Source organism: Pseudomonas sp. CM27, from assembly GCF_013179515.1.
Lineage (GTDB): Bacteria > Pseudomonadota > Gammaproteobacteria > Pseudomonadales > Pseudomonadaceae > Aquipseudomonas.
Genome location: NZ_JABMCN010000034.1, coordinates 1 through 6,470, shown reverse-complemented (window position 1 = coordinate 6,470; position 6,470 = coordinate 1). Strand labels below are relative to the sequence as shown.

The window sequence follows — 6,470 nt, the reverse complement described above, 5'->3', positions numbered from 1 at the left end:
GGGGGGTATCCTGCTGCTCACTGAGTACGACGCCCAGGGCGTGAACTACTCGGATATCAGCGATCCATACACGCCGTTCAACATGGAGCGCAGCGTCACCGGCATCTTTCCGCGTGGGCCGGACGGCAAGATCTACAACCCGTTCAGCGGTGCGGTTTTCAGCACTATGCAGGAAATCCTGCGCTACATGGCCGACGTTCAGGTGCCGCGCTTTTCCTGGTACTCCTCGGCGGTGACCATCACGCCGATGGGGATCATAGAGATTCCAACGGCCAGCCGGGTCGAGGTATTCAACCAGAACAACCAGGCGTTTCTGGTGGTGGTGTGGACGTCGGCCAAGGAATTCGCGCCGTACTGGGTGAACCTGACGGCCAACTCCACCGAGCTGCTGGGCACCCGCAGCGCGTACCTGCGCAATGGCTTTGTGGCGAATGGCGATGTGTTCGGGCGCATCCTGACACCGCACCGGGACAGCAATCAGGCCGACATTCTGGTGCTGCAGCAGACCAGCACTCAGGACGCCAACCTGGTGATCATCGGTGGTGGCAGCACAGCGTTCACCGCGTCGACCCGCACCTGGTTCTACGCCGCGCTCAATGCCACGTCCAAGGTGGGCTTGAAGGTCGCCGAGATTTTCACCAACGGGTTCAACCCCGGCGAAGATAACAGCTTTGACCTGGGCACCTTGCTCAAGCGCTGGCGAGAGGCGTTCATCACCAAGCTGACGCTGTTCGGCCCGATGCGCTTGGGCCAGTACACGGTGGCCACACTGCCAGACCCCAGCCTGACCCCGAACTACATCCTTGATGCGGACGACGGGTATACCGGGATTCGCTCCTACCGTTCCACCGGCGCGGCCTGGGAGCTGATCAACGCCCCTGACGCGCAGCTGCGCGACCGTGCCACGCACACCGGGCTGCAGGCGATCGGCACGGTAAGCGGCCTGCAGGCGGCTTTGGACGGCAAGCTGGCCAGCACCCAGCGCGGAGCGGCCAACGGCGTTGCGGCGCTGGATGCCACGGGCAAGGTGCCGGTGGCGCAAATGACGCTGGATAACCTCAGGCTCAATGGCACCGTAGGTATCGGCGCCGCTCCGTCTGAACGTTTCCTTCTCAACGTGCGCGGCACGCCCCCCGCGCTGCCTGCTTCGGGTAGCCAGTACGGGGTGTTCTCGGCGGGCATCTACGGCCTGGCTTCGTTCAGCAGCGCCTTTGGCGGGGCGGTGAACCTGCCCGACCAGGCGTCCCCTACGGTCATCGCGCTGACGGCCAACTACACGTCGATCACGCCGGGGCTGGGGGCCAACGTGACCGTAACGGAGCATGACGGCTTCCGCGTCGACTCGGTGACCACCACGACCATCACCATGGCCTGCTCGCTGCGCCTGAACCAAACCCTGCAGTCCGGCTATGAGCGATGGAACGTGTACGCCGCCGGTAACGCGCCGAACTACCTGAACGGTGACCTGCGGATCGGTACGACCACGCAAAGCGGCTCGGACAAGCTGACGGTTGTAGGGCCCGGGCGGCTCACCGGGGCATTCCGCCCTGGGCAGTTCACCCTGGGCACGCTGCCTGACGCATCGCTGTTCCCCGGCTACATCATCGAAGTGACCGACGCTGCCGACGGCTCGAAGACCTGCAAGTCCAATGGCACGGCCTGGAAGATCCTCAACACCAACACCACTGTGAGCTAAACATGAGCCAATTGATCGAACAGACCTCCCTTTACGAAATCCTGATCCGTGTCCGCGAGGATGGCAGTTACGGCGCGCACTATCAGACGATCACCCGCGTGTTGCGCGACGGGGAGCGCGTCGGTTCCGCCAGTGAGGGGCCGCTGGTGCCGCTGGTGGAAGGTGACTCCGAGGCATTTGCCCTGTTTGGGCAGTACGTTGGCTCGGCCACGGCAGATATGCTGGCGGCCAACCAGGCGCTGCAGGGGCGCGTGAGCGAGCTGGAACAGGCGCGAGATACGCAAGCGGGCGAGCTCCAGCAAGCGTTCGACGCGAACCAGGCGCTGCAAGCCCGAGTGCTTCAGCTGGAGAACCAGCTTTCGACGCCACCTGAAGATCCAAGTGAGGTAGAGGAATGACGACCTACGCCACCCTCAACCCGATCGGGTCGAAAGACCCGCGGGACCTGCTGGATAACGCCGAGAACCTGGACAGCTTTTCGCTGGGTGAGGAGGACAGCTATCTCGACCGCCTCGGCCGTCCGCGCAAAAGCATGCTCGGCATGGAGAACGAATTCGACGCTGCCGAGGCCGACCGCCAGGCCCGGTACCGGGAAGCGATCGAGAGCACAGGATTTGAATACCTGGGCGACTACGCCGCCGGCGTGACCTTCACCGGCTATCAGCAGGTGGTGCGGTATGCCGATGAGCTGTATGGGCTTAGCGCCGTTTATGCCCCGCCAGTGGTGCTTACCGGGGTCTGGGCCACTGATTCGGCGAAGCTGGTTGCGCGCGGGGACAGTGTGCTTCGGGCTGACCTGCTCTCCAGTGGCGGCACCCGTGTTCGTCTCGACAATGGCGACCTGCTGCAGAAGGCCATGACTTTTCTGGAAACGCTGAACTACTCGACCTTCGAGCAGCGCAACAGCCGTCCCATCGAGCTGGTCGCGCATCGGGGCTTCATGACCCAGGCGCCGCAGAATACCGCCCTGGCGTTCTCCTCGGCCCTGAGCGCTGGGGCGGATGCCCTGGAATGCGACGTGGCGGTCAGTGCTGATGGCGAGTACTTCATGTTCCATGACACTACCGTGGACAGCCTGACCACCGGTACCGGCACGTTTACGTCGCTGTCATCGGCCTATCTGGACAGCCTTGAACTCAAGTCGGGGCAGGGGACGCGGTTCGCCCCGGTGCGGCTGTCGCGGTTCACTGAGTACCTGGAGATTGCCCGCACGGCTGGCGCCTTCATCTATCCCGAGTTCAAACGCTACCGCAGCACTGCCGATCTGCAGGGCATGATCGACCTGATCGTTCAGTACGGCATGGACAGCGCCTGCTGCATGGGGTCGTTCAACCTGAACATCCTGACGATGACCAGGGCGGCCAACAAGAACATGGAGGTGGGCCTGCTTGGCGTTTCCACCAGCGTGGCCACCGTCAAAGGGTACATCGACCAGGTAGCCGCGCTCGGGAAGGGCGCGCTGATTTGGGACTACGACGCCACCCTGGCCATTCCCGAGGCTGTGGCCTACGCCTTTTCCAAGGGCGTGGACTGGGGCGTGTACACCGTCGACCGGCAGAGCCAGCTGCCTGCCATCCGCAAGCTCGGTATCCGTCGCATCATTTCCAACGTCTCGCTCAAGGTCAGCCAATGAACATCCCCAGCGATCTCAATACCTACATCCCGTCGATGGTGGGGGTGGGTGGCAGCTACTCGATCATCAATGGCATTGGCCGGATCTACTCACCGGCAGGCGTCTCGACCAAGTACGAAAAGAGCGTGCTGGTTGGGCCGGGCGTGAAGGTCGAAATCAAGATCTTTGCCCGCGCTATCAGCGGCGTGGGGGGCGCGGTGGCCATCGACTACCTGCCACTGGATCGCGGCGGCGGCAGCGTCGAAATCACCTCGCGCGAATGGCGCGAGTACGTGGTCAGCTTTACCACGCCACTGCGCTCGCCCGACAACCTGCGCGTTACGTTTGCCATCGGCAACTTCGCCGCGATGGGTGAAGGTGATTTTGAGTTCACCAATCCGACCATCAGCATCTACGACACCGACCTAGGGGCGCCGAGGATTCTTGCTCGAGGCCTGATCCTGGTTGCGTCTGGCGTTCCATCGCTGAACTCGAACTACCAGGCCGACGGTATCAAGTCGCTGAGCTACGACGCCGCAGCAGCAGCCCTGACCGTGACAATGCGTGGCAACGACGGCGCCGGGATGCGCCTGCATCCGTTGATGATCGCGCAGCTGACGGACGACAACACCACGCTCACAGGGCGCCGGCTGCATGCCTTGTGCGGTCGCTACAACCGCGATGACGGTACCGCCAGGGTGACTTTTGTCGACGGCGGTACCGGCCAGCTCCAAGACATTAGCGGGCTTGGCAACGTCTACCTGACCTTCAGGGCTGAAATCTAGATCAAGATAATGCCTCTAAGTGCCTAATTATTTTCCTCACCCGACTGAGCTTACTTTTGACAGTCTCGTCGTCGGGATGTTTTACGCTCAAGAAGTATGCCAGGTCGTGTGCTGCCTCGAAGTTCAAAATGCGGCACTTGGCATCGATCAAATTGAGCGTCAATTCAATTTCTGAGTTGAGTTTGCTTGATTTCTTGGCATGCTGTCGGAGGAAGTATCTTCTGATCGTAGGGTCTAATTTGTAATTTCTTGGGTTTATAGTGGTCAGTCGCCTTTCGCAAAGACGGGATATGACAAAAACGGAGTTCTCATCGCCGCCGATTCTCAGAGACCTTTCCGCAAAATCTTGGGCTTCCTTAATGTTGCCCGCGTTATACTCTTTTAATGCCTGCTCGCCGGTGTATCGCGGATCCATCAAGGGATCAATTTCGAAACTTATTGCCTCTCCGGTGTGGATAATCGACAGGATGAATTGTTTCAGCACCCCTGAGTAGCTCATGGCCCTACCTACACCGTGAAGGCCGTTGTGAACCTTTATTAGGTTGGCTTGCGGGAATGCCTTTTCAACCCGCCGCTCAACGTAGGCTTGATCGATTTGGACCTCAGGATCATAAGCGACGAACGAAGGCTGTTTTGTCCTAGATTGTGCCACCTCTTCTAGCGGGATATGAGCAAAGGGCTCACGGTATTTTCTATCAATTACGTCAGCGATAGCGGGATCCACTGAGCATCGTGGGCTGAATGAGATGGCTGGGCAGTCTAGGTACAGGGCATAGTACAAAGCAGCGTAGCCGCCTAAGCTTGAACCATACGTAAATACTTTGCGCCCCTTGGTCACGGATGAAACCGCGTCCACAAGTGCTTCACCGCTTAGACCCTGGTAGAAAGATTTGCCACGCTGTCCCACATAGATCGAATCAATTCCCTGTTTTTTGAAAAATTGCGTTCCGAATCCGGAATCATTTAATCCGGAATTTATTTGGCCAAATGTAATGACTACAGATTCTGAACGCCCTTCATTGGCTTGATGATAGGTGATGATAAAGTCATCAGTACTGCGAAGTGTAACTTGCACGACCGTGTGCTCCCTGGTCCAGCTATAGGCCGCGGCACTATACCGGGGGCTAAGTGCCAGTACTTCTTGAAAATGTAACAAATTGAAACTCTGCGGCGGTGTTAGCGCGAACGTTATATCCCGTTGGCGCCGATTGAACCGCTCACGCCCGCTATGCAGCGGGTTTTTACTCATAGGGAAGAATTGTATGGCTCGAACCTCTCTTGTTGACGTTGGAGGCCCCAACGTGCTCGCCTTTCTGAACATGCTGGCCTGGTCTGAAGGAACCTCCACTATCAAGGCCAGCGATGACGGATACAACGTGCTGTACGGTGGTGGTCTCTTCACCGGATACGGTGACCACCCCCGCAAGAAGCTGACTTTTGCCATCAATGGAAAGTTGGTGACCAGCACCGCGGCAGGGCGGTACCAGTTGCTTGAGCGCTACTGGGACGCGTACCGAGTCAGCCTTCGCCTGGCTGGCGGGTTCACCCCAGAGAATCAGGATCGAATAGCCCTGCAGCAAATACGCGAGCGCCGCGCCCTAGATGACATCAAAGCAGGGCGCATCGAGCAGGCTATCGCCAAGTGCTCGAACATCTGGGCTAGCCTCCCAGGTAACAACTACGGGCAGAATCCGCATCGGCTGGACAAGCTGCTGACTCAGTGGAAGAAGCTTGGCGGGATAGCTGCGTGACCTGGGTTGGCGCGGCACCTGCTTGGGCCTGGTGGCTGATCGCACTAGTGCTGGTAGCGGGCGGCCAGCAGTATAGGGTCATGGTAGCCAATGGCGAAGCGGCCGTGGCCAGGGGTGACGCTGCCAAGTCCTATCTGGCCTTGGCCGACTACCGCCTGCAGGTTGCCGAGCGCGACCGGCGCGCGGCTGCCCAGGCCAGACAGGAAGAGAAACGCCGCCAATCACTGGCGGACGAGGAGGGTGAGAGTGCACGACAGAAACTGGAACTGGCCCAGGGCCGCGCCGCTGCTGCTGAGTCTGCTGCTGGTGGGCTGCGCGGGGAAATCGGTAGACTGCGCGCCGGCCGATCGGCCACCTGCGACACCATCGCTGCCCAGCAGCGCAAGGCAGGAACCTCTGCCGTCGTGGTGCTCGGGGGATTGCTTGAAGACGCTGACCGAATGGCGGGCAGCTGCGCAGCAGCGCTTGAGCGAAGCCGAATAGCTGGGCTGGCGTGCGAGTCGATCTATAATGGCCTGACCAAGTGAGCAGGGCATTGCATTGGACAAGCGCATGTTTATCGGGATGGTCGAGGCTGGCGAGCCGCTGATTCAGCAGGCTATCGACGCAATGCGGGAGTATCACCA

General features: G+C 59.9%; 7 protein-coding genes. 6 read left to right on the top strand and 1 reads right to left on the bottom strand.

Going from position 1 to position 6,470, the window contains the following annotated elements; translation table 11 throughout:
• The 4 genes from HP547_RS06440 to HP547_RS06425 form a co-directional block, all read left to right on the top strand.
• A partial coding sequence (locus HP547_RS06440) for a hypothetical protein (protein WP_218583466.1) occupies positions 1 to 1,696 on the top strand: 1,696 nt, incomplete at its 5' end.
• A 2-nt stretch (positions 1,697 to 1,698) separates the two neighbouring features.
• Entirely contained in the window at positions 1,699 to 2,094 is a 396-nt protein-coding gene (locus tag HP547_RS06435; protein WP_172285783.1) for a hypothetical protein, read from the top strand.
• On the top strand, positions 2,091 to 3,329 hold the full coding sequence (locus tag HP547_RS06430) for a glycerophosphodiester phosphodiesterase family protein (RefSeq protein ID WP_172285782.1): 1,239 nt from the start codon (positions 2,091 to 2,093) through the stop codon (positions 3,327 to 3,329). Before HP547_RS06435 ends, HP547_RS06430 begins: the two co-directional genes overlap by 4 nt.
• The gene (locus HP547_RS06425) at positions 3,326 to 4,093 is read left to right on the top strand and encodes a hypothetical protein (RefSeq protein WP_172285781.1); all 768 of its coding nucleotides are present in this window, start codon (positions 3,326 to 3,328) and stop codon (positions 4,091 to 4,093) included. The genes HP547_RS06430 and HP547_RS06425 overlap by 4 nt, the downstream gene beginning before the upstream one ends.
• Position 4,094: 1 nt before the next feature.
• Here HP547_RS06425 and HP547_RS06420 read toward each other — a convergent pair whose 3' ends face one another.
• Positions 4,095 to 5,168, bottom strand: a complete 1,074-nt coding sequence (locus HP547_RS06420) for a hypothetical protein (RefSeq protein ID WP_172285780.1) — start codon at positions 5,166 to 5,168, stop codon at positions 4,095 to 4,097.
• Between the two features lie 187 nt (positions 5,169 to 5,355).
• Between HP547_RS06420 and HP547_RS06415 the strand changes: the two genes are divergently transcribed.
• Positions 5,356 to 5,844 (top strand): glycoside hydrolase family protein, encoded by a 489-nt coding sequence (locus HP547_RS06415; RefSeq protein ID WP_172285779.1) that lies wholly within the window; start codon positions 5,356 to 5,358, stop codon positions 5,842 to 5,844.
• Entirely contained in the window at positions 5,841 to 6,371 is a 531-nt protein-coding gene (locus HP547_RS06410; protein ID WP_172285778.1) for a DUF2514 family protein, read from the top strand. Before HP547_RS06415 ends, HP547_RS06410 begins: the two co-directional genes overlap by 4 nt.
• Positions 6,372 to 6,470: the final 99 nt, after the last annotated feature.

Coding starts and splice junctions, on each gene's coding strand:
- HP547_RS06435 (WP_172285783.1), top strand. CDS start 1,699: ATGAGCCAATTGATCGAACAGACCTCCCTTTACGAAATCCTGATCCGT.
- HP547_RS06430 (WP_172285782.1), top strand. CDS start 2,091: ATGACGACCTACGCCACCCTCAACCCGATCGGGTCGAAAGACCCGCGG.
- HP547_RS06415 (WP_172285779.1), top strand. CDS start 5,356: ATGGCTCGAACCTCTCTTGTTGACGTTGGAGGCCCCAACGTGCTCGCC.
- HP547_RS06425 (WP_172285781.1), top strand. CDS start 3,326: ATGAACATCCCCAGCGATCTCAATACCTACATCCCGTCGATGGTGGGG.